Below are 21,284 nucleotides of genomic sequence, written 5' to 3'. Positions count from 1 at the left end.
CCACGTCCGGGGCCGGCGGTGAGCGGCGGAGAAGAGGCGTCAGGGCTATGGCAACGGTTCAATGGGCGGCCGGGCCGTCCGGTCAGGGGTCGGTCCAGGTACTGGAGTTCCTGTTCGCCTTCCTGCTCTCCGGCCTGATCGGGGTCGAGCGGCAGATCCGGCAGAAGTCCGCGGGCCTGCGGACGTACACGACGGTGGGCAGCGGCGCGGCGCTGTTCACCCTGGTGAGCAAGTACGGCTTCGCCGACGTGGTGAGCGCGGGCACCGTCGAGCTGGACCCGTCGCGGATGGCCGCGCAGATCGTGTCGGGGCTGGGCTTCATCGGCGCCGGGGTGATCTTCGTGCACCGGGGCTGGGTGCAGGGGCTGACGACGGCGGCGACGATCTGGCTCACCGCGGCGGTGGGCTCCGCCGCGGCCGCGGGCCTGCCGCTGCTCGCGGCGCTGACCGTCGCGGCGTACTTCCTCGCGTCCTACGCGATCAGGCCGCTGCTCAACCGCCTGCCCGCGCTGCACCGGCCGGCGGTCTCGTACCGCATCGTCTACCGCCCGGGCAGGGGGGTGCTGCGGGACGTGCTGGACCAGTGCACCCGGGCCGGATTCGCCGTCTTCGAGCTGCGCACGCTGTCCGGCACGGACGGGGAACTGCCCGGCGAGGCCACCGACAAGCCCGTCGAGATCGCCCTGTCGGTGCAGGGGCAGGGCGATGCCGGCGGGCTCACCGCGCAGATCGCGGCCGTGGCGGGCGTGCTGACCTGCGTCCGCGGCCGGTCCGACGAGGAGTGACGTCCCGGCCGCGGGGGGAGGGCGCGTCAGCGGACGCCGAGGGCCGGCAGGCGCTCCATGATCCGCTCCATGCCGCTGGTCCAGTTCGCCTCCAGGGCGGCGACGGCCTGCTCCACGTCGTCGTCGAGGAGGCACTGGGCGATCCGCTCGTGCTCCTCGGCGGCGCGTTCGAGGATCTCGTGGTCCCCGACGACCACCCGCTCGTAGCGGTGGAGGGTGAGTTTGAGCGAGTCGATCAGCTCGCGCAGCCGGGTGTTGGAGCAGCCGGAGAGCAACAGCGCGTGCCAGGCGTCGTCGTAGCGCTCTATGGTGCCGTGCGGGGCCTGGGGCGCGGAGAAGGCGCGGGCCTCCGCCAGCAGCCGGGGCGCGATGGCCGAGAGGTGCGCGCGGTCGGAGGTCCGCAGCGCCAGCGACTCCAGGGCGATCAGGATGGCCGTGAGGTCGAGGAACTCCTGCCGGCCGGTGGGTGCGAAGCGAAAGCCCTTGCCGCGCTCGCTGGTGATGATGCCTTCGCGCTCCAGACTGATCAGCGCCTCGCGCAACGGGGTGCGGCTGACGCCCAGTTCCTCCGCGAGGTGGACCTCGTTGATCGACTCGCCGGGGGTGAACCGGCCGTGGCCCAGCCGCTCCAGGAGTTCGTCCTTCACCTGTTCGCGCAGCGGACGCCGCTCGATCGCCATCGGGCTTTCCCTTCTTCCTCGGTCCGTAGCGTACCGGCCGGGCGACTGGTCAGGCGGTCCCGGCGCCGTCCACGGCGATGATCGCGCCGCTGACGAACGTGGAGGCGTCACTGGCGAGGAAGGCGACCGTCTGGGCGATGTCCCGAGGCTGGCCGATGCGGCCGAGCGGTCGGTCGGCGGCGTCGGCGTAGAAGGCGTCCGGGCTCTCGCCGAGCTGGCGGGCCTCCTCGGCGAGCATACCGGTGTTGGTGTCGCCGGGGCACACGCAGTTGACGCGGATGTTGTCGGGGCCGTGGTCGATGGCCATGGCCCGGGTCATGTTGACGACGGCGCCCTTGGAGGCGCAGTAGGAGACGGCCCGGCCGCCGCCCCGGATGCCCCAGCCGGAGCCGGTGTTGATGATGCTGCCGCCGCCGTTCGCGGCCATCAGCGGCACGACCAGCCCGCTGAGCAGCATGACGGAGCGGATGTTGACGGCCATCACCAGGTCCCAGTCGTCGTCGGTGATGTCGCAGACGGTGGACCGGCGGATGATCCCGGCGTTGTTGAACAGCACGTCGACGCCGCCGTGCAGGTCGACGGCGGTGCGTACGGCCCGCTCGCAGTCGGCGCGTTGGGAGACGTCGCAGCGGACGAAGGTGCCGCCGGTCTCCTTGGCGGCCTGCTCGCCGCGGTCGGCGTCGAGGTCGGCGAGGACGACGGCCGCGCCGAGTTCGGCCAGCAGCGCGGCGGTGGCCCGGCCGATGCCGGAGGCGGCGCCGGTGACGATGGCGCGCTTGCCGTGGAGGTCGATCACTGGGGGCTCCTCTTCAGGGGGTCAGGCTGGTTGGGGAGGTCGAGTTGGTCAGGCGGTCAGGCGGTCAGGCGGTCAGGCGGTAGACGGCGCTGGCGTGGCGGCCGGTGATCACCCGGACGTGCCCGGACAGGGCATCGTCCAGCTCCGGGTCGCCGGTGTCCAGGAGCAGCGGGCGGCCCGCGAGGGCGGCGAGCTTCGCCTCGGTGGCGAGGACGAGCAGCCGCTCGCGGCCGGTGGCGCGCAGCAGTTCGGGGGTGAACTGCTGGTTGCCGCGGCCGAGCAGGAAGCCCTGGCCGCCGATCGGCGAGAGCGCGATCCACGGCGCGGCGGGCAGGGCCAGCAGTTGGTCGGCCCGGGCGTCGCGGATCACGACCCGGGCGGCGCCGCCCGGTTGGAGGCGGAGCACGTCGACGCCGGTCAGGCAGGCGTCCGCCGCGCCGAGCGCCCTGGCGACGGCGTGCGTCGTGCCGCCGGGGCCGAGGGCGAGCAGCCCGTCGGGGCCGACGCGTTCGGCGACCTCGGCGGCGATGCCGCCCAGCGCCCCGGGGTCGGCGGCGGAACTGCCGGTCTTGCGCTGCTGGACCCGGGCGGGCAGGACCGGGACGGTCAGCCACCCGTGCAGGCGGGCGGACACCCGGCCCTCGCGCAGCGCCGCCTCGTCGCGGTCCACGACCTCGGCGGACGCCAGCCGGACGCCGCCGTTCGCCCAGGCGGCGGCCACCTCGGCGGCGGCGCGGGGGTGGACGGCGAAGACGGCGGAGTGCATCTTGACCCCGGCCGGGATGCCGAGGACGGGCGGTCCTGACCCCGGGCCGAGCGGACCGAGCGGGCCGATCGACCCGAGCGTGCCGGGCGGACCGGGCGACCCGAGTGCGTCGAGGACGTCGCGGGCCGTGCCGTCGCCGCCGCAGAACAGCAGCAGGCCGGCGCCGGCCGCGACGAGGGCGCGGACGGCCGCGCGGGTGTCCGCCGCCGTGGTGCCCGGGCCGGCGGGCCGGTGGACCACCGTCGCGTCGAGGCCGGCCGCCCGCGCCGCGTCCGCACCCATCGGCCCGGCCGCCGTGAGCAGGGTCGAGTGCGGTGCGAGCAAGCCGAACTGACGAAGCATCAGCTCCGTGCGGGAGGTCGCGGCCGGCCGGGCGCCGAGGGTGCGGGCGCGCTGCTGGACCTCGGCGCCGTCGCTGCCCTTGAGGCCGACCCGGCCGCCGAGTCCGGCGACCGGGTTGACCACGAGCCCGATGGTGGGGCCGGTCGTCGGGCTCCCACCTGCCGGGCGGACGACGGGAGTTGGACGACCGGCCCCGGGGCCCGTCGTCACGGCCGCTCGCCGAGGACCTTGCGGCGGTAGGCGCGCCAGCTGACGGCCCAGACCGCCGGGTCGTCCAGCGGTTCGTGCCGGATGCGGTGCACGGTGGAGTTGTGCGGGGCCGTGCGGACGGTCTCCGGGTCCTCGTAGGCCTCGCGGGCGACCTCGGCGAGGATCGCGGCGTACTCGTCGAGGTCGGCGCGGGAGTAGGACTCGGTCGGCTCCAGTGTCATCGGCTCGGGGACGACGTACGGGTGGTGGCTGGTCCAGTAGTGGGTGCCGAAGTCGGCGGCGCGGTACCCGAGGTCCTCGCTGTGCAGGCCGGTGTCCTCGTTGAGCTGCTGCCAGCTGTAGCGGACCTGCTCGACGCGCGGGCGCCCCTTGGCGTAGGGCACGGAGACGCCGCGGATCCGCTGGACCTGGTGCATCAGGTAGTTGTTGTTGAGCACGGCCGTCTCGGCCACCTCGCGCAGGCCCGCGGCGCCCATCGACATGATCCAGGCGTAGGCGCGGACCAGGTTCGGGACGACGCCCAGGTAGGGGCGGATCTTGCCGATGGACTCCGGCCGGTCGTCGTCCAGGACGTACCGCTCGCCGTCGAACTCGACGGTGGGGCTGGGCAGGTGGGGCGCGAGCTCGGCGGTGACGCCGCAGGCGCCGGCGGCGGGGCCGCCGCAGGCGTGCGGGGTGGAGAAGGTCTTGTGCAGGTTGAAGTGGCACAGGTCGAAGCCGGCCTCGCGGGCCCGGGTGATGCCGAGGACGCCGTTGGCGTTGGCCTGGTCGTAGGCGCACAGGCCGCCGGCCGTGTGCACGATGCGGACGAACTCGGCGATCCGGGGGTTGTAGATCCCGGTGTCCTCGGGGTTGGTGATGAGCAGCGCGGCGGTGCGCGGGCCGACGGCGGCGCGCAGCGCCTCGATGTCGGGGTAGCCGTCCGCGTCCGGGTGCAGGGTGATCACCTTGAAGCCGGCGGTCTTGGCGCAGGCGGCGTTGGAGGGGTGCGAGAAGGCGGTGGTGATGACCTCGTCGCGCTGCTCCAGCTCGCCGCGGGCGGCGAAGTGGGCGCGGATGACGGAGACGTTGGTCCAGATCGCGGCGGAGCCGGCGCCGGGTTGCAGCGAGACCCGGTCCATGCCGGAGACCTCCTTGAGCAACTGCTCAAGCCGGTGGACGAGTTCGAGCACCCCTTGGACGGTCGAGGGGTCCTGGGCCGGGTGCAGGACGGCGATGCGCGGGTCGCGGACGAAGGCGTCGTTGACCTTGGGGCTGTACTTCATGGTGCAGGTGCCCTGGCCGACGTCGACGTTGAGGTCGGCGCCGAGGTTCTCCTGGGAGAGCCGCAGGTAGTGGCGGAGCACCTGCTGCTGGCCGAGTTCGGGCAGCGCGGCCGGGGTGGCGCGGCGCAGCGCGGCGGGCAGGCGGTCGGCGGGGTTGCCGACGGCGGCGGTGACGCCGGGTCCGGGGGTCGGCGGCAGGACGCCGCGCTCGCCGGGTGCGCCCAGTTCGAAGATCAGCTTCTCGTCCCAGCGGGCCTGGTGGAAGCGGCGCAGGGCGGGCTTGGGGGCGATCCGCGGGTCGGTCCCGCCGCTGTTCTGACGATCCGTCACTTGACGATCTCCTCAAGGGCGGTGGCGAGGCGGTCGATGTCGGCCTGGGTGTGGAGCTCGGTCACGCAGTAGCGGCCCTCGTGTTCCCCGGCCGGGGTGCCGGCGTGCAGGCCACGGGCGAGCAGCGCGGCGGCGACCTCGGCGGCGGTGTGCCCGCCGGTGTAGCGGAGGGTGAAGTCGGCGAAGTGGACGGCCTCGGGGTCGGCGAGTTCGACGCCGGGGGCCTGGGCGAGGCGCCGGCGGGCGTAGGCGGTGTTGGCGAGGATGGTCTCGCCGATCTCGCGCATGCCGTGCGGCCCCATCAGCGAGAGGTAGACCCCGGCGGCGATGCCGTGCAGGGCGGCGGCGGTGCCGACCCACTCCTTGCCCTCCTCGCGCAGGGCGAAGGAGGTGCGCTCGTAGGCGACGTCGCCGAAGCCGTACTCGCCCGGCACGTCGGTGGGGGTGAGGCCGAAGAGGCGGCTCGGGTACTCGGCGACCAGGCGTTCGTCGTCGGCGCTGGCGATGAAGCCCGCGTTGCCGCCGCCGAAGCTGGGGTGGATGCCGAGCGGCTGGAGGTCGCCGCAGGTGAGGTCGGCGCCGAAGGAGGCGGGCGGGGCGAGCACGCCGAGGCTCATCGGGTTGGCGCCGATGACGGCCAGCGCGCCCGCCCGGTGGGCGAGTTCGACGTACTGCGGCAGTTCGGGGTCGACCCGGCCGCTGTGGTCGGTCAGTTCGGCGAAGACGGCGGCGGCGTCGCCGGCGGCGAGGGCGGCGCGGACGGCCCCGGGCTCGGCCGGGACGAGCACGAGGTCGTGGACGCCGCGCACGTAGTCGCGGATCCGGGAGAGCTTGTCCGGGTCGAGGTCGCCGACCAGCAGGAGGCGGCGGCGCCCGGTGGCCCGGCCGGCCATCCGCAGTGCGGTCGCGGCGGCCTGGAAGCCGTCGTAGGCCGGCACGTTGACGACGTCGACGGCCAGCAGCTCGGCCATCAGCGACTGGTACTCCCACAGGGCCTGGAAGCGGCCGTGGTCCTCGTACGGCTCGCCGGCGTAGGCGGTGAGGAACTCGCTGCGGTTGACGACCTCGTCGACCACGGCGGGCACGTGGTGGCGGTAGCAGCCGGCGCCGAGGAAGCTGCGGCCGGGCGGGACGGCGGTGTTGCGGGCGAGCAACTCCTCCATGTGGGCGACGAGTTGCGCCTCGGAGCCGAGCGGCTCGGGCAGGCGCAGCGGGCGGTCCAGGCGGAGCTCGGCGGGGATGTCGGCGTAGAACTCCTCGACGCTGTGCGCGCCGATCGCCGCCAGCATGGCCTTCTTCACGTCGGGGGCGGAGTTGGGGATGTACGGGTGGGTCCGGGGGGCGCGTGCGGTCATCCTGGCACCTTCCGCGATTTCGGTCACAAGCCTTGACGGCACTGTGTGTGCTGAGTTCTGTATACAGCATTCGGCATTCACTCTTCAGGAGGCAAGATGTCGGGAGGAAAGAACTCAACCGGCACCCGGCACAGACGCCTTGACGCTCCGGCGGGTATCCGGTCCGGATCCGGACCGGGCCCCACCCGGCGCCGGGTCCTCGGCGCCGGGCTCGCGGGCGGCGCGCTGCTGCTGACCGGGGCGACGGGCTGTGCCACCGGCGGCGCCGGCGCCCCGGACGCCAAACGGCTGGCCGCGAGTTCGGGCGGCAAGGTCGCCGGGAAGATCACCATCTGGTCCTGGGACGTCGCCGCCAAGGCCATGCAACGGCTCGGCAAGGCCTTCGAAAAGGCCCACCCCGGCACCACCGTCGACGTCGTCGACATCGGCTACGACAACGCCTACGACAAGATCACCGTCGGGCTCGGAGCCGGCAGCGGACTCCCCGACGTCCTGACCGTCGAGGGCCACAAGATGCCCACCTACATCGGCAACTTCCCCCACGCGCTGGTGGACCTGACCAGCCGGGCCGGCGGCCTCGCGAAGGACTTCGCACCGTCCGCCTGGCGCACCGTGACCGACGCGGGCGGCCGCGTCCTCGCCCTGCCCTGGGACAGCGGCCCGTGCGCCCTCTTCTACCGCCGCGACCACTTCCAGCAGGCCGGAATCGACCCCGCCACCCTCACCACCTGGGACGACTACCTCGCCGCCGGCACCACCCTCAAGGACCGCACCGGCAAGAAACTGCTCATCCTGGACGCCAAGCAGGACAGCATGTTCGCCCTGCTGCTCCAACAGCAGGGCCAGGGCTGGTTCGTCGACGGCAAGGTCGCCGTCGCCTCACCCGCCGCCGAACGGGCGCTCACCCTGATGAAGCAACTGGTCGACCGGGGCCTGGTCGACTTCGAGAACGGCTGGGACGGCCTGGTCTCCGGCACCCACGACGGCAAGGCCGCCACCACCCCCACCGCCGCCTGGTGGGACGGCACCCTCGCCGGCGACATGGCCGACCTGAACGGCAGGTTCGGCGTCGTCCCCCTGCCCGCGTTCGACCCCGGCGGCTGCCGCACCTCCAACAGCGGCGGCTCCACCCTCTCCGTCACCGCCCAGAGCAAGAACCCCGAACTCGCCTGGGAATTCCTCTCCTTCCTGCTCGCCGACCGGGCCAACCAGGCCTCGATGATGGAGCACGAAGGCCTCTTCCCCGCCTACCTCCCGGCCCTGGACGACCCGTACTTCCAGCAGCCGGACCCGTACTACGCGAACCAGCCCGCCATGCGGCTCTTCGCCGACCTCGCCCGGTCCATCCCCACCGTCGAGAGCACCGCCGACGACTCCAAGGCCGGCGACATCGTCAACACCGCCGTCAACCAGGTGCTGCACAACGGAGCCGACCCCGGCGCCGTGCTGCGCTCCGCCGCCCGCCAGATCGCCACCGCGACCAGTCGCCAGCCGGCCCCGTAGGGACACGCGCCATGACCAGTCTCCAGGCCCCCGCCCCACGGGTGGCCGCCGCACCCGCGCGCACCGCGCCCACCCGGCGACGACGGCTGCCACGCTCCGCGGCCTGGCTCTTCGCCGGGCCCACGGCCGTGCTCTTCATCCTCTTCTTCGCCTATCCGCTCGGCGCCAGCCTCTACCAGAGCTTCACCGCCCGCCGGGACGGTGCCACCGTCTGGGTCGGCCTGGACCAGTACCGGCGGATGCTGGACGACCCGGCCTTCCTGCACTCCCTGGTCAACACCGGGATGATCCTGGCCGTCCAGGTGCCCGTGATGATCGGCCTGGCACTGGTGCTGGCCGTCCTGCTCAACCAGTCCTGGCTGCGCTTCCGGGCCGGCTGGCGGGCCGTCTTCTTCCTGCCCGCCGTCACCACGCTGGTCGCCTACGCCGTCGTCTTCCAGGTGCTGCTGCGCACCGACGGCGGCCTGGCCAACCAGCTCCTGCACGCCCTGGGCGCCGGCCCCGTCGACTGGCTCAACTCGCCCACCTGGGCCCGGATCTCGCTGATCGGCTCGGTCACCTGGCGCTGGACCGGCTACAACGCCGTCATCCTGCTCGCCGGCCTGCACGCCATCGGCCGGGACCAGTACGAGGCCGCCGCCCTCGACGGCGCCGGCACGCTGCGCACCTACACCAGTGTGATCCTGCCGCAGCTGCGGCCGGTGGTGCTGTTCTGCGTCATCACCTCCACCATCGGCACGCTCCAACTCTTCGACGAGAACTACGTGCTGACGCGCGGCGGCCCCGGCGACGCGACCCTCACCCCGGTGGTCTACCTGTACAAGGTCGGCTTCCAGCAGCTCGACTTCGGGTACGCGGCCGCGATCGCCTGGGTCGTGGTGCTGGTCATCGCCGCCGTCTCCCTCCTCCAGTTCCGGTTCTACGGAAGGGAACGCCGCCGATGAGCGCCACCTCCGCCCGCCCCCGGCCCGCCCGGGCGGCGGCCGTCCGCCCGCCGGCGGCCCGCCCGCCGGCCGCCCGGCTCGGCCGCGGCGCCGTCCTGGCCGTGCTCGCCCTCGGCGCCGTCGTCAGCCTGGTGCCGTTCGCCTGGATGCTGATCGCCAGCACCCACAGCAGCTCCGAACTCTTCCACTCCCCACCGCCGTTCCTGCCCGGCGGGGAGCTGCTGCGCAACCTGGCGCACCTCCAGCAGAGCATCGGCTTCGGCCGGGTGCTGCTCAACAGCCTCGGCGTCGCCGTCGTCTACACCGCGCTGAGCTCCCTGCTGTCCGCCATGTGCGGCTACGGGCTGGCCAAGTACCGGTTCCGGGGCCGCGGACTGCTGCTCGGCCTGGTGCTGGCGACCATGATGATCCCGTTGCAGGTGCTGCTCGTCCCGCTGTTCCAGATGATGGCCAGCATCGGCTGGATCGACAGCTACCAGGCGGTCATCCTGCCCTTCCTGGCCAACTCCTTCGGCATCCTGCTGATGCGCCAGGGCTTCCTGGACTTCCCCGACGAACTCCTGGAGTCGGCGCGCATCGACGGCTCCGGCGAACTGCGCACCTTCTACCAGGTGGTCCTGCCGTGCGTGCGGCCGCAACTGGGCGCGCTCGTGATCTTCACCTTCATGGGCCAGTGGAACAGCTTCATCTGGCCGCTGCTGATGCTCAACACCGAGGACAAGTACACCGTGCCGGTGGCGCTCAACACGCTGACCGGGCTGACCCACGTCGACTACTCCGGCCTGATGCTCGGCTCCCTGCTGGCCACCCTCCCGCTGGTGCTGCTCTTCCTGGTGTTCCAGCGGCAGTTCGTGGCCGGCCTGCTCGGCGGAGCGCTGAAAGGATGACCCCCCGCATGACCTCCCGTACTCCTTCCCGCGCGGCCACGCTGACCCGCGTGCCCGGCCTCCTCTACGGCGGGGACTGGAACCCCGAGCAGTGGTCCGAGGAGGTGTGGGCCGAGGACGTGAAGCTGATGGCCGAGGCCGGGGTCAACCTGGTCACCGTCGGGGTCTTCTCCTGGGCCCGGCTCCAACCCGCCGACGACCGCTGGGACTTCGGCTGGCTGGACCGCCTCCTCGACCTCGTCCACGGCCACGGCATCGCCGTCGACCTGGCCACCGCCACCGCCTCGCCGCCCGCCTGGCTGGTCCGCGCCCACCCCGAGCTGCTGCCCGTCACCGCCGACGGCGTCCGGCTGGAGTTCGGCTCGCGCCAGCACTACTGCCCCTCCTCCGCCGTCTACCGGGCCGCCGCCGCCCGGCTCACCCGGGCCCTCGCCGAGCGCTACCACGACCACCCCGCACTCGCCCTGTGGCACATCCACAACGAGTACGGCGACCACGTCCAGGAGTGCTTCTGCCCCGCGTCCGCCGCCGACTTCCGGCGCTGGCTGCGCGAGCGGCACGGCGACGTCGACGAACTCAACCGCTCCTGGGGGACGGCGTTCTGGTCCCAGCGCTACGGCTCGTTCGACGAGATCGAACCGCCGCGCGCCGCGCCGGGACCGGTCAACCCGACCCAGCTGCTGGACTGGCGCCGGTTCTGCTCCGACGCGCTGCTGGCCCTGCACCGCACCGAGAAGGCCGTCCTCGACGAGGTCTCACCGGGCGTGCCCGTCACCACCAACTTCATGTCGATGCTCAAGTCGCTGGACTACTGGGAGTGGAGCCGCCACGAGGACCTCGTCTCCGACGACGCCTACCCCGACCCGGCCGACCCCCGCACCCACGTCAACGCGGCCATGAACTACGACCTGATGCGCTCCCTCAAGGGCGGCAAGCCGTGGCTGCTGATGGAACAGGCCCCCTCGGCCGTCAGCTGGCGGCCCGTCAACCTGCCCAAACGGCCCGGCCTGTACCGGCTCTGGTCGCTCCAGGCACTGGCCCGGGGCGCGGACGGCGTACTGCACTTCCAGTGGCGCGCCTCCGTGGCCGGGGCCGAGAAGTTCCACAGCGCGATGCTCCCGCACCGCGGCACCTCCTCGCGCGGCTGGCGGGAGACCGTCCGGTTCGGGGCCGAGCTGCGCCGGCTCGGCGAGATCGCGGGCAGCCGGATGCGCGGGCGGGCGGCCGTCCTGCTCGACTGGGACAGCTGGTGGGCACTGGAGCTGGACGACCACCCCTCCGCGCGGATGCGCTGGCTCGACCTGCTCCGGCCCTGGTACGCGGCCCTCCACGACCGCGGCGTGACCGTCGACTTCCTCCCGCCCACCGGCGACCTCGACGGCTACCGGCTGCTGCTCGCCCCCAACCTGTACCTGCTCGACACCGCCACCGCCGACCGGCTCACCGCCTTCGTCCAGGCGGGCGGCCACCTGGTCTGCGGCCCGTTCAGCGGCATCAGCGACCGACACGACCACCTCCACCCCGGCGGCCACCCCGGGCCGCTGCGGCCGCTGTTCGGCCTCGTCGTGGACGAGCACTGGCCGATCCCCGACGGGGCCGCCACCACCGTCCGGCTCGACGGCGGCGGGCCGGAGCTGCGGGCCGAGCACTGGAGCGAATGGATCGACACCGAGGGCGCCGAGACCGTCGCCCGCTACGCCTCCGGCGAGCTGGCCGGCCTGCCCGCCGTCACCCGGCACCGCCACGGCACCGGCAGCGCCTGGTACCTCGGCTGCCACCTCGGCGCGGACGTCGGCCGGGTGCTCGACCTGCCGCTCGCCGAAGCCGGGGTGGGCGCCGAACTGCCCGGCCTGCCGGCCGGCGTCGAGGCCACCCGCCGCCGCGCCGCCGACGGCACCGACTACCTGTTCCTGCTCAACCACGGCCCCGCCGCCTGCCGGGTGGCACTGGACCGGCCCGGCACCGACCTGCTCACCGGCGCCGACACGGGCCGGGGCGTCACCCTCGCACCGCTCGGCGCCGCCGTCGTCCGCGTCCCCGCGGCCGGCCCGTCCACGTCTCCGTCCACGTCTCCGTCCCCGTCCACGCCCGTCGAGGAGCGCACATGACGCCGTTGTCCCGCCGCCGACTCCTGGCCGCCACCGCCGCCACCGGCACCGCCCTCGCCGTGGCCGGCGGCGTCGCACCGGCCGCCCACGCCGCCGACCGGCAGGCCGGCCCGTCCGACCTGGCTGACCCGTCCGCCCTGTCAGAGCTGTCCGACCGCTACGCCGACGTCCTCGACCTGCACGGCACCCCCGCGCAGGCCTACCCCGGCGACGCCACCGGCAACAACCCGATCAACGTCTTCGCCGACCTCGGGGCCTGGCACGCCTACGCCCTGCCGCGCCCGCAGGACCCGCTCGGCGGCTTCACCGGCCCCCTCCACCTCGCCCAGGAATACCCGTGGTGGCTCAGCGACGGCCTCAACCGCCTCCAACTGACCGAGCAGGGAAGGATCCTGGACCTCGCCGCCGGCGGCGCGCCCCGGCTCACCTCGCTGCCCGGGCTGCTGCGCCAGTCCTACGACCTCGGCGGCCGCCTGGCGCTCACCCTGGAACTGCGCTTCGCCGGCAACCGCACCGCCCTGGTCAGGGCCCGGCTGGCCAACGGCGGCCCGGCCGAACGGACCCTCCAGGTCGCCTGGACCGGGACACTGCTGCGCCCGGCCACCGGCCCCCAGCACGACGCCCCCGCCCTGGTCGCCGCCGAGCGCGGCGTCGCCGTCCGGTTCGCCCGGGTACGGCAGGCCTGGGACTACCTCACCGACGGCACCGAGCGCTTCGAAGTCCGCCACGCGGCGCCGGTCCGCACCACCGTCAGCGGCGACGGCCACCGCACCGAACTGGCCGGGCCCGTCCGGCTGGCCCCGGGCGCGGCCCGCACCCTGGACTGGACCGAGAGCTACACCTTCACCGACGCCGAGCACTCCCGCGCCGTCGCCGAGGCGGACGCCGCGCTGCGCGCCCCCGACCGGGTCGCCGCGGCGGGCGCCGCCCGCTGGGCCGGGTACGTCGCCCGGGCGACCGAGGGCGTCCCCGCCGCGCGCCGCCGGACGGCCGTCAAGTGCGTGCAGACCCTGGTCACCAACTGGCGCAGCCCGGCCGGGCGGATCCGGCACGACGCCGTCACGCCCACGCTCTCGTACAAGTGGTTCAGCGGGGTCTGGGCCTGGGACACCTGGAAGCAGGCCGCCGGCACCGCCGTCTTCGCCCCCGACCTGGCCGCCGACCAGATCCGGGCGATGTTCGACCACCAGATCCGGCCCGACTCCGCCGACCGCCCGCAGGACGCCGGGATGATCCCGGACTGCGTCTTCTACAACGACCCGAGCACCGGCGGCGGCAACTGGAACGAGCGCAACTCCAAGCCCCCGCTGGCCTCCTGGGCCGTCTGGGAGGTCTACCGGTGCGGCGGCGACCGGGCGTTCCTGCGCGAGCTGCTGCCCAAACTGACCGCCTACCAGGACTGGTGGTACCGCACCCGGGACCACGACGGCGAAGGCCTGTGCGAGTACGGCGCCACCGTCGACCCGGGCAACGCCGCCCCGGCGGACTGCCTGGCGGCGGCCGCCTGGGAGTCCGGCATGGACAACGCGCCGCGCTTCGACGCCGCCCTCGGCGCCGCCGTCGTCGCCAACCGCAGCGCGCAGGGCGCCCTGCTGGGCTGGTCGCTCACCCAGCGCTCCGTCGACCTCAACGCCTACCTGGCCGCCGACCACCGCGCCCTGGCCGCCATCGCCGCCGAACTCGGCGACCGCACCGCCGCCCAGCGGCTGCGCGGACGGGCCGAGAAGATCGACCGGGCCGTGCGCGACACCATGTTCGACCCGGCCACGGGCTGGTTCCACGACACCGACCTGGCCACCGGCGCCCGCCTCACCGCGCGCGGGCGCGGCATCGAGGGCGCGATCCCGCTCTGGTCCGGCACCGCCTCACCCGCCCAGGCCCGCGCGGTCCGCGGGCTCCTGCTCGACCCGGCCGAGTTCGGCACCGCGCTGCCGTTCCCGACCGTCGCCCGCAGCTCGCCCTCCTTCGACCCGGCCGGGTACTGGCGCGGGCTGGCCTGGATCGACCAGACCTACTTCGCCATCGAAGGCCTGCGCCGGTACGGCTGGAACCAGGACGCCCGCCGGGCGACGGACCGGCTGCTGGCGACGGCCGCCGGGCTCGGCGGCGACGGTCCGCTGCGGGAGAACTACGACCCGCTGACGGGGGAGGGGCGGAACTCGACCAACTTCAGCTGGTCCGCGGCCCTGCTCCTGCTGCTGCTCCGCGCCTGACCGATTTGGCCCGGGCCTGCCACGTCCTGGCATGATCGGGGCATGGTCGAACGAGTCATTGCAGCGTGTGACGGAGCAGCCAAGGGCAACCCCGGTCCGGCGGCCTGGGCCTACGTGGTGGCGGACGCCGCCGGGGTGCCCCAGCGCTGGCAGGCCGGTCCGCTCGGGCACAGCACCAACAACGTGGGCGAGCTGACGGCGCTGGAGCAACTGCTGGCGTCGACGGACCCGGCCGTCCCGCTGGAGGTCCGGCTCGACAGCACGTACACCCGCGACGCGGTGACCAAGTGGCTGGTCGGCTGGAAGCGCAACGGGTGGAAGACCGCCGCCGGCAAGCCGGTCGCCAACCGCGAGCTGATCCAGCACATCGACGAGCTGCTGACCGGGCGGGACGTCACCTTCGTGTACGTCCCCGCCCACCAGGTGAACGGCGACCCGCTGAACGCCATCGCCGACAAGGCCGCCAGCGACGCCGCCCGCGGGCAGCAGGCCGCGGGCGGAACCGGCGCCGACCTCCCCGAGCCGGACCCGGCCCGGACCGCCCCGGCGCGGGCCGCCCGCCCGGCCTCCTCGTCGGCGGGTTCGTCGACGGGTTCGTCGGCCGGCTCGTCCACGGCGAAGAAGCGCTCGTCGGGCGGTTCGCGGACCCTGGCCGCCCGCTTCCCCGGCACCTGCCCCTGCACCCGCCCCTACGCCAAGGGCGACACCATCACCAAGGTGGGCAGCAGCTGGGGGCACCCGGAGTGCGCGGGCGCCCACGCATAGGTCCGGTCCGACGCCGGGCGGGCCGACCCCGGCCCGCCCGGGTCCGACTCACCCCCGGGGTGGAGCGGGGTGGAGCGGGGTGGAGCCGGGTGGAGCCGGGTGGAGAAGCACCCCGGGTGAATTCTCCACCCCCGCGCCGACGCTGACGCCACCTCAGCAGTCCTAGCGTCGGACGCATGACCCGACCTACCGGCCGCACCACGGCCCGCGCCGGCGGCGCGCTGCTCACTGCCGCGCTCCTGCTCGCCGCACCACTCGCGCCGACCGCCGTCGCGGCCCCGGCGGCGCAACTCGCCTGGGGGTCCTGCCCCGCGCCGACCCCGAACGCCAACGGGGTGCCGTTCACCCGCGACCCGCGCCAGCAGTGCGCGGCCCTGCGGGTGCCGCGGGACTACCACGACCCGGCCGAGGGCACGATCACCCTCACCGTCTCCCGGCTGCGCACCGCCGACCCCGCCCACCGGCGCGGCACCCTGGTCGTGGTGCCGGGCGGGCCGGGCGGATCCGGCCTGGACTACCCGGGCGAGATGGCGAAGCTGCTGCCGCCGGACGTCCTGCGCTCGTACGACCTGATCGGCTTCGACGAGCGGGGGGTGGGCAACAGCACCCCGGTCCACTGCGACCTGTCCGCCGCCGAGCGGGACGCCCAGCTCAACTACCCCTTCCCCGGCCCCGACGGCTCGATCACCGCCAACCTCGACCAGGCCCGGCGGGTGGCCGACGGCTGCGCGGCCGCGAGCGGCGGCTACCTGGCCGACGTGACCACGGCCAACTCGGCCCGCGACCTGGACCGGATCCGGGCCGCCCTGCACCTGCCCCGGATCTCCTACCTGGGCAGCTCGTACGGCACCTACCTAGGTCAGGTCTACGCCACCCTCTTCCCCTCGCACACCGACCGCGTGGTGCTGGACAGCACGGTGCCGCCGGGCGGGGTGGAGCAGGGGTTCAGGCTGTTCAGCGAAGGCTTCGACGACTCCTTCCCGGCCCTGGCCCGCTTCGTCGCCGCCCAGGACGCCACCCTGCACCTCGGCGCCACCCCCGAGGCGGTCCGGGCGAGCTACCTCCGGCTGGCCGGCGAGGTCGACCGCGACCCGCTGCCGCTGTCGGGCGGCCGGCTGCTCACCGGCGGCGGCCTGCGCGGCGTCGTCTACGCCTCGCTGGTCAAGCCGAGCTACTACCCCCTCGGCGCGCGGGTCCTGCAACTGGCCGAGGAGCGCGACACGGCTCCGGCTCCGGCTCCGGTTACGGCTCCGGCTCCGACGCCGGAGGGCGCGGGCACCGGCGGATCGGGTGGCAACCCGCTGCCGCAGGTCATCCCCGACAACTTCCTCGCGGCCCAGTTCGCGGTGGTCTGCGGCGACTCGGCCTGGCCCCGCGACCCGGCCGTCTACGCCGCCCGCACCGCCGCGGACCGGGCCCGCTACCCGCTCACCAACGGCATGAGCGGCAACGTCTGGCCGTGCGCCTTCTGGCACTACGGCCCGAAGGAGCCGCCGGTCCGGGCCGACCCGGACGGCCCGCGCAACATCCTGATGCTGCAGAACCGGTACGACCCCGACACCACCTACAACGGCGCCCGGCAGACCCAGCGCGCCTTCGGGCACCGGGCGGCGATGGTCACCTTCGACACGACCGCGCACGGTGTCGACTTCACCGACCCCCGGGTGCTCGCGCCGTTCACCGCCTTCCTGCTCGGCGGCCGGCTCCCGAGCTGAGCAGACGTACGGCCGGGGCCCCGACCCGGGCCCCGGCCGTACGTCCGTACCTCCGCTCAGGGCCGGGCGAGCCCGCTGCGGGCGCCGTTCTCGGCCCGGACGGTGAGGGCGGCCGGCGCGGGCAGGTGTTCCTGGTGGTCCGGCGGGTAGAACTGCCGGGCCCAGTGCCGCAGGGCGCCGATCGGCCCGTCGCCGGGGGCGAGCCGGGGCGGCGACAGGTACTTCTTGGTGGACCAGATCGGGAAGTCGGCCGCCGTGAACTCGCAGCTGCGCTTGAACATCGGGCCCGCCAGCAGGCTCGACAGCGACCGGCTGACCGCCCTGCCGAGCACGGGCGGCAGCCGGGACGGCTCGTCGAAGGAGAACCGGCTCGCCTGCCGGAACTGCATCCGGCCGGGCGCGACCATGGTGGCCATCACCAGCGAGCACATCTTCAGACCGAGGGCCGGGGTGTGCACGTCGGTGTGCAGGCAGGCGAGGCCGTAACCGTCGACCTCGATGTCGACCTGGCGCCGGCCCAGCAGCGGGAAGTCCTCCTGGACCCGCATCGAGATGTGGAAGCGCGTGCCGTCCCAGTCGATCGGGGCCGCCAACTCGCCGCTCGGCCAGCCGTGCAGGGTGACGAAGTGGCCCAGGTCCACCGCGTTCTCCATGACGTCCTGGGCGTAGCCGGCCATCTCCCAGGCGGCGTGCCGGGGCGGCTGGTGTCCGAGCGTGTGCCACTCCGGGATCTCCCAGTCCGGCCGGCGGCCGTCGTGGTGGCGCCAGACGAAGACGGCGTCGTTCACCTCGCGGACCGGAAGCTGCGCCAGGGAGGCCTTCGGCGGCGCGGAGCCGTACCCCGTCCGCACGCACGTGCCGTCCGGGTCGAAGGCGAAGCGGTGGAAGGGGCAGACCAGGTCGTCGCCCTCCACCTCGGCGAGGCCGAGGTGGGCCCCCAGGTGCGGGCAGTAGGGACGGATCGCGCGGATCCGCCCGTTCCGCAGCCGGTACAGCACGACGTCCTCCCCGGCCAGCCTGCGGGTGAGCACCGTGCCGGGCTTGAGCTCGTCGGAGAAGCCGACCGAGGCCCACCCGTCCGGGTAAGGCAGGCCCGGCGGCAGCGCGACGTCGCCCGCGGTCGGGCCCTCGCCGATGGGCTGGACGTGCTTGAAGGACCCGCGCATGAACTCTCCTCCTGGCCCGCCAGGCTCCGATCTCGGCAGCTCAGCCGGCCCTCCCGGGAAATTCGCCTCCGAACGGAACGCCCCGCATGCTAACCGCAGACCGATGGGGCCCGCACGAACAACATGGCTGATATCAAAGAAGTCTGATGATTCATCAGAAAATCTCCGATGCGACCTTCGACGGCCGGACGGCTGAGCGATTCCCGGGCGGGCCGATCCACCGGCTGATCCACCGCAGCGCCCGGGGCGGACGAGGACCTGCTGCGCCTGCTCGCCCGGGACACCCCGCTGCCGGCCCCGGACGAGGCCGCCTGCGAGGGCGGCACAAGCTAGCGGTCCGCCGCTTCGACGGCGCTCAGCGGGGCCGCCAGGTCCTCCAGGCTGCGCCGTTCCGCCCGCACGCCGATCGCGGCCTCGACCAGCCCCGCGGCCGTCATCAGCGCCGCCCCGATGCAGAACGCGAGCGTGGTGTCGGAGACCTTCCCGCTGCTCACCAGGCCGTTGAAGAGCAGCGGGCCGCTGATGCCGCCGACCGCCGTGCCGACGGCGTAGAAGAAGGCGATGCACATCGCCCTGGTCTCCAGCGGAAAGATCTCGCTGACCGTCAGGTAGGCCGCACTCGCCCCCGCCGAGGCCAGGAACAGCACGGCCGTCCAGCAGGCCGTCATACCGGCCGCGCTCAGCGCGCCCTGCTGGAACAGCGCGGCGGTGCCGAACAGCAGCACGCCGGAGCCGATGTACGTGCCGGCGATCATCGGCACCCGCCCGACCGAGTCGAAGAGGTGTCCCAGCAGCAGCGGGCCGAGGAAGTTGCCGACCGCGATGACCGCGAAGTAGTAGCCGGTGTCGCCCTCCGGAACGTCGAAGTAGAGGGTCAGGATGACCGCGTAGCCGAAGGTCACGGCGTTGTACAGGAACGCCTGCCCGATGAAGAGCGCGAGGCCGAGCACCGTGCGGCGCGGGTAGCGGCTGATCACGGTGCGGGCGATCGTGACGAAGCCGAGCGGGGCGCGCTCGCGGATCAGGATCGGCCGGTCGGTGACGGCCGGCAGCGGTCGGCCGGTCTCCCGTTCCACGATCCGTTCGGCCTCGGCCACCACCTCCTCGGCCTCCGGCGCCCGCCCGTGGGTGAACAGCCAGCGCGGGCTCTCCGGGACGTGCCGGCGGACCAGCAGGATCACCAGGCCCAGCACGACACCGATCCCGAAGGCGAGCCGCCAGCCCACGTCGGTGGCGAACAGCGCGGTGTTCAGCAGCGCGACGGAGGCGAAGGCGCCGAGCGCGGCGCCGATCCAGAAGCTGCCGTTGATGATCAGGTCGATCCGGCCGCGCACCCGGGCCGGGATCAGCTCGTCGATCGCCGAGTTGATCGCCGCGTACTCGCCGCCGATGCCGAACCCGGTGAAGAACCGGCAGAGGAAGAAGAACCAGGCCGTCCAGGACAGCGAGGTCACGGCGGTCGCCGCCAGGTAGACGGCGAGCGTCACCATGAAGAGCTTCTTGCGCCCGAGCCGGTCGGTCAGCCAGCCGAAGAACAGCGCGCCGGAGCAGGCGCCCGCCACGTACACGGCGGCCGCGATCGTCGTCACCTGGGTGGTCGAGATGGCGATGCCGCTGCCGGGCTGCGCGAGCCTGGCCGCCATGTTGCCGACGATCGTCACCTCGAGGCCGTCCAGGATCCAGACGGTGCCCAGGCCGATCACGATCCGCCAGTGCCAGCGGGACCACGGGAGTCGGTCCAGCCGGGCCGGCACGTTGGTCTCGATGACCCCGGTTCCGGCGGACCCGGACCCGGAGCCGGACCCGGGCCCGGGGGCCGCACCGCCGTGCGGGTTCCGCGCGGATGACTTCGCCGGATCGGCCATGCGGGGCTCCTTCGCTCGCCGTATCGAGACGCCCCGTCTGCCCGCTTTCCGCGGGATCGAACGCGGGCGCCCTCTTCGCTACGTTCGGTGAGCTTCGACGCTCCCTCCGTCATCATGCCCCGGGGGAGGAGGAGCCGCCCGGGGAGGCGTTGCTCCTGGCGGGCTACTGCTCGACGTACTTGCGCAGCACCTGCTGGTAGTCCGCGAAGTCCGGCTCGGTGTGCAGCTTGGAGACGTCCTTCTTCAGGTAGACCATGCTGGGGCAGCTGGGTTTGGCGCTGCCCAGCAGCTGTTCGGTGCCGACCTCCTTCCCCGTCCTGGCCTCGTAGACGGTCACCTCGTACCTGCCGCGGTAGAGCTTGAGGGTGTCCGAGGTGAACTTGCAGTCGGTGAGGAACTCGCCCTCGTCGGGTGAGCCCAGGCAGGCGATCAGCTGGACGCGGTACGGGTCCAGGCGGGTCCCGCTCCAGTAGTCCGGCGAGCCGGCGGCGGGGGAGGCGGGGTGCGAGGAGCCGGACTCGCTGACGGTGAACATCGCGACCGGGTGCGGTCCGGCGCCGGTGTGCTCGGCGGTCTTGGGGAAGTACTTGCGCGCGATGTCGGAGGCGCAGCCGGCGTCGAGGTCGGAGATCCGGCTGAGTGCCTTGTCGCTCGCCTTCGGCTCGAAGATCACCCAGTACACGCCGTACCCGAGGACTCCGACCATCGCGAGCGCGACCACCCGCGTGGCGATCGTCCGTCCCTTGCGCTGGCCGGGTGTCAACTGCCGTGCGGCGCCGGTGGCGGCGCGCTTCCTGGTCACCACGGCGTAGGCGAGGAAGAGGACCGGGGACGCCGCCACCACGGCGAACAGCACACCGATCGGGGCGTTTCCGCCGTTGAACGCGATCATCGAGAAGATCACCGAGATCGCGGCGAGCAGGACTATCAGCTTGGCCATGAACATGCCCTCCCACAGGTCGACAGCAGCCGCGAGACTACCGCTGCCGGGGCGGGGCGAGGGCGCCCGTACCCGGCCCGGACGCGCTCCCGGGGCCCGCCGCCGTCGCCGCCCCGGTGTCCCGCCGGAATTCCACCCGGATTTCCGCACCATCGGTGATTTTCTTCCCCGCCGCTTTCCGGAACTCTTTCGACGTCGATTTCCGGAGGTGGTGGAGACGGGGTGGAGAGGTGCTGGAAAGGGCTTTCCGGCGGGGGTGCGGTGTGTTGTGGTGGGGTGGTGGTGGAGCCGGGCCGCACCCCCGTGGCGGCCCGGCCCGACCGGACAGCCGCTGGTGGGCGGCGTAGACGCTCGCGCATGGATGTGAGTGCGGTGGCTATGGTTCGCCGACTCGGGGTGGATTTGAATGGTGCCATGACGACGAACCGACCGGGCTCGCAGAACGGTAGGGGCCCACGGATCGCGTCGGACCTCCCGGGCGCCGCCGGCGCCTTCGGGGGTCGGTTCCGTCAGTTTCCTCCGTCTCTCCGAATGAGGTGCTCGTGATGGCTCGTAAGGGTGTTGTGGATCTTCCGGTCGGTGCTGGTGTGGTGCTGGTGGTGGGTGGGACGGGTAAGACCGGTCGGCGGGTGGCGGAGCGGTTGGCGGG

The 21,284-nt window shown here is 73.4% G+C and carries 16 protein-coding genes; 8 read left to right on the top strand and 8 right to left on the bottom strand.

The window, feature by feature from the left end:
* Nucleotides 1–47 precede the first annotated feature (47 nt).
* Nucleotides 48–785, top strand: a complete 738-nt coding sequence (locus ACFVTF_RS29005) for an MgtC/SapB family protein (RefSeq protein WP_371515418.1) — start codon at nucleotides 48–50, stop codon at nucleotides 783–785.
* A gap of 26 nt (nucleotides 786–811) precedes the next feature.
* On the opposite strand, the gene ACFVTF_RS29000 is transcribed toward ACFVTF_RS29005, so the two are convergent.
* From ACFVTF_RS29000 to gcvPA, 5 genes are all read right to left on the bottom strand, one after another.
* Nucleotides 812–1,465, bottom strand: coding sequence for a GntR family transcriptional regulator (locus ACFVTF_RS29000; RefSeq protein ID WP_350884929.1), 654 nt, complete (start codon nucleotides 1,463–1,465; stop codon nucleotides 812–814).
* Between the two features lie 49 nt (nucleotides 1,466–1,514).
* Nucleotides 1,515–2,261, bottom strand: a complete 747-nt coding sequence (locus ACFVTF_RS28995) for an SDR family NAD(P)-dependent oxidoreductase (protein ID WP_371515417.1) — start codon at nucleotides 2,259–2,261, stop codon at nucleotides 1,515–1,517.
* Between the two features lie 64 nt (nucleotides 2,262–2,325).
* Nucleotides 2,326–3,492 carry an ATP-NAD kinase family protein gene (locus ACFVTF_RS28990; protein WP_387817351.1) on the bottom strand — a complete coding sequence of 389 codons (1,167 nt, stop codon included), beginning with the start codon at nucleotides 3,490–3,492 and terminating at the stop codon, nucleotides 2,326–2,328.
* Nucleotides 3,493–3,575: 83 nt separating this feature from the next.
* Entirely contained in the window at nucleotides 3,576–5,174 is a 1,599-nt protein-coding gene (gcvPB, locus tag ACFVTF_RS28985; RefSeq protein ID WP_387817350.1) for an aminomethyl-transferring glycine dehydrogenase subunit GcvPB, read from the bottom strand.
* Nucleotides 5,171–6,529: an aminomethyl-transferring glycine dehydrogenase subunit GcvPA gene (gcvPA, locus tag ACFVTF_RS28980; protein WP_387817349.1), complete on the bottom strand. Its 1,359-nt coding sequence runs from the start codon at nucleotides 6,527–6,529 to the stop codon at nucleotides 5,171–5,173. The genes gcvPB and gcvPA overlap by 4 nt, the downstream gene beginning before the upstream one ends.
* Before the next feature lie 96 nt (nucleotides 6,530–6,625).
* On the opposite strand from gcvPA, the gene ACFVTF_RS28975 reads away from it, so the two are divergent.
* From ACFVTF_RS28975 to ACFVTF_RS28945, 7 genes are all read left to right on the top strand, one after another.
* Nucleotides 6,626–8,032 carry an ABC transporter substrate-binding protein gene (locus ACFVTF_RS28975; protein ID WP_387817348.1) on the top strand — a complete coding sequence of 469 codons (1,407 nt, stop codon included), beginning with the start codon at nucleotides 6,626–6,628 and terminating at the stop codon, nucleotides 8,030–8,032.
* A gap of 11 nt (nucleotides 8,033–8,043) precedes the next feature.
* Entirely contained in the window at nucleotides 8,044–8,976 is a 933-nt protein-coding gene (locus ACFVTF_RS28970) for a sugar ABC transporter permease (protein WP_350884942.1), read from the top strand.
* Nucleotides 8,973–9,863, top strand: a complete 891-nt coding sequence (locus ACFVTF_RS28965) for a carbohydrate ABC transporter permease (protein ID WP_371515412.1) — start codon at nucleotides 8,973–8,975, stop codon at nucleotides 9,861–9,863. The genes ACFVTF_RS28970 and ACFVTF_RS28965 overlap by 4 nt, the downstream gene beginning before the upstream one ends.
* Before the next feature lie 8 nt (nucleotides 9,864–9,871).
* A complete protein-coding gene (locus tag ACFVTF_RS28960) occupies nucleotides 9,872–11,971 on the top strand; it encodes a beta-galactosidase (RefSeq protein ID WP_387817347.1) in 2,100 nt (699 codons plus the stop codon).
* Nucleotides 11,968–14,184: a trehalase family glycosidase gene (locus tag ACFVTF_RS28955; RefSeq protein ID WP_387817346.1), complete on the top strand. Its 2,217-nt coding sequence runs from the start codon at nucleotides 11,968–11,970 to the stop codon at nucleotides 14,182–14,184. Before ACFVTF_RS28960 ends, ACFVTF_RS28955 begins: the two co-directional genes overlap by 4 nt.
* Before the next feature lie 42 nt (nucleotides 14,185–14,226).
* Complete coding sequence (locus ACFVTF_RS28950; RefSeq protein WP_387817345.1) at nucleotides 14,227–14,949, top strand: ribonuclease H; 723 nt, start codon at nucleotides 14,227–14,229, stop codon at nucleotides 14,947–14,949.
* Between the two features lie 176 nt (nucleotides 14,950–15,125).
* Nucleotides 15,126–16,664 (top strand): alpha/beta fold hydrolase, encoded by a 1,539-nt coding sequence (locus tag ACFVTF_RS28945; RefSeq protein ID WP_387817344.1) that lies wholly within the window; start codon nucleotides 15,126–15,128, stop codon nucleotides 16,662–16,664.
* 56 nt (nucleotides 16,665–16,720) lie between these two features.
* Here ACFVTF_RS28945 and ACFVTF_RS28940 read toward each other — a convergent pair whose 3' ends face one another.
* The 3 genes from ACFVTF_RS28940 to ACFVTF_RS28930 all read right to left on the bottom strand — a co-directional run bounded on the left by ACFVTF_RS28940 (nucleotide 16,721) and on the right by ACFVTF_RS28930 (nucleotide 20,635).
* The gene (locus tag ACFVTF_RS28940; RefSeq protein WP_387817343.1) at nucleotides 16,721–17,830 is read right to left on the bottom strand and encodes a Rieske 2Fe-2S domain-containing protein; all 1,110 of its coding nucleotides are present in this window, start codon (nucleotides 17,828–17,830) and stop codon (nucleotides 16,721–16,723) included.
* A gap of 329 nt (nucleotides 17,831–18,159) precedes the next feature.
* Nucleotides 18,160–19,695: an MFS transporter gene (locus ACFVTF_RS28935; protein WP_387817342.1), complete on the bottom strand. Its 1,536-nt coding sequence runs from the start codon at nucleotides 19,693–19,695 to the stop codon at nucleotides 18,160–18,162.
* 163 nt (nucleotides 19,696–19,858) lie between these two features.
* On the bottom strand, nucleotides 19,859–20,635 hold the full coding sequence (locus ACFVTF_RS28930; protein ID WP_387817341.1) for a hypothetical protein: 777 nt from the start codon (nucleotides 20,633–20,635) through the stop codon (nucleotides 19,859–19,861).
* Nucleotides 20,636–21,284: the final 649 nt, after the last annotated feature.

Source organism: Kitasatospora sp. NPDC057940, assembly GCF_042887425.1.
Taxonomy (GTDB): domain Bacteria; phylum Actinomycetota; class Actinomycetes; order Streptomycetales; family Streptomycetaceae; genus Kitasatospora.
Note: the sequence above shows the minus strand (reverse complement) of the source record. Positions and strands in the feature narration are given on the sequence as shown.

Coding starts and splice junctions, on each gene's coding strand:
- ACFVTF_RS28935 (WP_387817342.1), bottom strand. CDS start 19,695: ATGGCCGATCCGGCGAAGTCATCCGCGCGGAACCCGCACGGCGGTGCG.
- ACFVTF_RS28945 (WP_387817344.1), top strand. CDS start 15,126: ATGACCCGACCTACCGGCCGCACCACGGCCCGCGCCGGCGGCGCGCTG.
- ACFVTF_RS29005 (WP_371515418.1), top strand. CDS start 48: ATGGCAACGGTTCAATGGGCGGCCGGGCCGTCCGGTCAGGGGTCGGTC.
- ACFVTF_RS29000 (WP_350884929.1), bottom strand. CDS start 1,465: ATGGCGATCGAGCGGCGTCCGCTGCGCGAACAGGTGAAGGACGAACTC.
- ACFVTF_RS28965 (WP_371515412.1), top strand. CDS start 8,973: ATGAGCGCCACCTCCGCCCGCCCCCGGCCCGCCCGGGCGGCGGCCGTC.
- ACFVTF_RS28940 (WP_387817343.1), bottom strand. CDS start 17,830: ATGCGCGGGTCCTTCAAGCACGTCCAGCCCATCGGCGAGGGCCCGACC.
- ACFVTF_RS28930 (WP_387817341.1), bottom strand. CDS start 20,635: ATGGCCAAGCTGATAGTCCTGCTCGCCGCGATCTCGGTGATCTTCTCG.
- ACFVTF_RS28975 (WP_387817348.1), top strand. CDS start 6,626: ATGTCGGGAGGAAAGAACTCAACCGGCACCCGGCACAGACGCCTTGAC.
- ACFVTF_RS28970 (WP_350884942.1), top strand. CDS start 8,044: ATGACCAGTCTCCAGGCCCCCGCCCCACGGGTGGCCGCCGCACCCGCG.
- ACFVTF_RS28955 (WP_387817346.1), top strand. CDS start 11,968: ATGACGCCGTTGTCCCGCCGCCGACTCCTGGCCGCCACCGCCGCCACC.
- gcvPA (WP_387817349.1), bottom strand. CDS start 6,529: ATGACCGCACGCGCCCCCCGGACCCACCCGTACATCCCCAACTCCGCC.
- ACFVTF_RS28950 (WP_387817345.1), top strand. CDS start 14,227: ATGGTCGAACGAGTCATTGCAGCGTGTGACGGAGCAGCCAAGGGCAAC.
- ACFVTF_RS28960 (WP_387817347.1), top strand. CDS start 9,872: ATGACCTCCCGTACTCCTTCCCGCGCGGCCACGCTGACCCGCGTGCCC.